This window comes from Lentiprolixibacter sp., assembly GCF_982873095.1.
In genome coordinates, this window is record NZ_CEYNTP010000307.1 from 1 (window position 1) to 2,778 (window position 2,778).

Here is a 2,778-nt window from a genome sequence, read left to right on the forward strand (position 1 = left end):
ACCAGCCAATAGGGACATGGGATGTGGGTAGCGTAACCAACATGAGTGCCATGTTCAGTGGGGACCGCTTAACCTTTACCCTCAATCCCTTTAATCAGGATATTAGCAATTGGGATGTCAGTAAGGTGACGAATATGACTGAAATGTTTGACGGTGCCTCCTTCAACCAGGCTATTGGCAGCTGGGATGTTGGAAATGTCACCAATATGACGGCCATGTTCCGTTTTGCTTCCTTCAACCAACCCATCGGGGATTGGAATGTGGGTAATGTTACTGATATGACCGCTATGTTCTCCTTCTCCGAGTTTAATCAACCCATAGGGGATTGGGACGTAAGCCGTGTTCTTTTAATGAATAGTATGTTCGGGTTTTCCGCATTCAATCAACCCATTGGGGGTTGGGATGTGAGTGCTGTAAGGGAAATGAATGCTATGTTCTATCATTGTGATGCATTCAATCAGGATTTGAGCAATTGGAAGGTAGATCAGGTTGTCAATTGTACAGATTTCAGTGAAAACAGCCCGCAATGGACCCTGCCCAAACCCAACTTTACCAATTGTAATCCCAATTAAACGGGATACCGAAAGCGGCCATTTTTGAAAGATCCCCGGGATACGAATTCGCGGGTTCTTTCCCATGATTTCCTCCTGCACTGGGAGCGACTTAAACAAGCAGAATCCCTTCGCAATTGACCAGCATCATTGCGGTTTGCTGTTTCGCGCAATAGCTTTACAGGTCCAAAATTGGCTAACTCCAAAACCGCATACCATGAAACGTTTCAAGAGGCTCCTCCTCATCCTTCCGGTTGTATTCCTTATGCTCACCTGTGCCAAAGATGAAGACCCTGAAAAGTTCATCTTGTCCGTGACCATCACTCCGGAGGAAGGCGGAACCGTTTCCCCGGATGGAGGTGTGTTTGATGAAGGCACTTCCATTACCCTGACTGCTACAGCAGCCACTGGGTATGTGTTCAAAGAGTGGATGGGCGACCTGCAAAGCACGGTCAACCCCGTATCTGCCTCTATGGATGCCGATATGAATATCACGCTAGTTTTTGTCCAGTCGGATGCCGATGGCGATGGGGTCGCGGATGATGCCGACACCTGTCCCGATACGCCAGAAGGAGAAGACGTGGACAGCAACGGCTGTTCGCATACACAAAAAGATACAGACGGGGACGGGGTCACGGATGATATGGACGTTTGTCCCAACACTCCCGAAGGAGAAGCGGTCAACGAGCAGGGATGTCCATTAACTTCCCCCATTTACCTGGATGAAAATGGCATTACCATTAAGGCATATGAATGGGCTCAGGTAGGGCAAAGCGGAGAAATCAGCGGGGTGGTCTATACGGTTGTGGATGAAAGTATGTTAAGAGAAATGGTTCAAAATGAAGAGGATGTAACCAGGGTGTGTACCACCAAGGTAACGGACATGAGTGGATTGTTTGCGGAATCTACATTTAATGAAGATATCGGTTCTTGGGATGTTAGTAATGTTACGGATATGAATAGTATGTTCAGGGGTTATTCCTTTGATGGCATATTTATTAGAACCCCTTTTAACCAGGATATAGGCTCCTGGGATGTGAGTAGTGTTACGGATATGGGTGAAATGTTCCGGGTGTCACAATTTAACCAGCCCATCAATACTTGGGATGTGAGTAGTGTCACCGATATGGGAGGTATGTTCTTTATGTCACGTTTCAACCAACCGATAGGAAACTGGGATGTCAGTAATGTCACGAATATGGCCGGAATGTTCATTTACGGTTATTTTGACCAACCCATAGGTAATTGGGATGTTAGTCATGTAACGGATATGTCTTACATGTTCAAAGGAATGGCATTTAACCAGGACATCAGTACGTGGGATGTGAGTCATGTAACGGATATGACAAGCATGCTTGAATCCGCAGTTGCCTTTAATCAGAATCTCAGTGGATGGGAGGTCTCAAATGTAGTTGCCTGCGAGAGGTTTAGTTATGGTACGTATCAATGGAAACTTCCCAAACCCAACTTTACGAATTGTAATCCCAATTAAAATTGGAATTATATTAGGTCCTATTCTAATTAGATACCGCGGATATAATATCTGCGGTATCTTTATTTTTCATATCTTCAAATCTGCCAAAAAATGGCTTGTATTACGTACCTAAAACCAACCGATTATGGATTATAAAAAATCACTTCTTAAGTTGCTGATCGCCCTTTTGTTATCCCCCATTGTTGTCTACATTGTGCTCCTGGCAGCCAAAGCTGCAGGGTCTACCTATGAAATGACCCACGGGGAAACCTTTATCATCTGGCTGCTGATGGCCATGGTCATCCTCATGTCGATCACAAAAAAGGAATAAGGGGCCAAACGATTAAATTACGCTAAGCATGGATAAAAGAACCTTTTTAAAGACCTCCGGGCTGGGAGCCCTGGGCTTTTCCTTACTCCCCTCTGCCCTGAAAGCCGTGGGACAAGAAAACCAACTGAGAACCGCCCACATTGGGGTGGGCAATATGGGGTTTGAAGACCTCAGGGACATAGCTTCTCACCCACAAGTACGTGTAGTGGCCCTGTGTGATGTGGATGCCAACTACCTGAAAGCTGCCCACGAGAAGTTCCCAAATGCCAAAACCTATTCGGATTACCGGATAATGTTATACGAAATGAAAGACGAGATCGATGCGGTGATCGTTTCCACCCCGGACCATACCCATGCCCCGGCCTCCCTGGCAGCCATGCAACAGGGCAAGGCAGTCTATTGCCAGAAGCCCCTCACCCACT

4 protein-coding genes are annotated in these 2,778 nt (G+C 46.3%); all 4 read left to right on the forward strand.

What is annotated here, in order from left to right; genetic code table 11:
• Nucleotides 1–572 (forward strand): BspA family leucine-rich repeat surface protein (locus AC4E7D_RS13605; protein ID WP_490174325.1); only part of this gene is annotated, 572 nt, incomplete at its 5' end.
• Nucleotides 573–768: 196 nt separating this feature from the next.
• Nucleotides 769–2,043, forward strand: coding sequence for a BspA family leucine-rich repeat surface protein (locus AC4E7D_RS13610; RefSeq protein ID WP_490174326.1), 1,275 nt, complete (start codon nt 769–771; stop codon nt 2,041–2,043).
• 127 nt (nt 2,044–2,170) lie between these two features.
• Entirely contained in the window at nt 2,171–2,356 is a 186-nt protein-coding gene (locus AC4E7D_RS13615) for a hypothetical protein (protein WP_490174327.1), read from the forward strand.
• A gap of 28 nt (nt 2,357–2,384) precedes the next feature.
• Nucleotides 2,385–2,778 (forward strand): Gfo/Idh/MocA family protein (locus tag AC4E7D_RS13620; protein ID WP_490174328.1); only part of this gene is annotated, 394 nt, incomplete at its 3' end.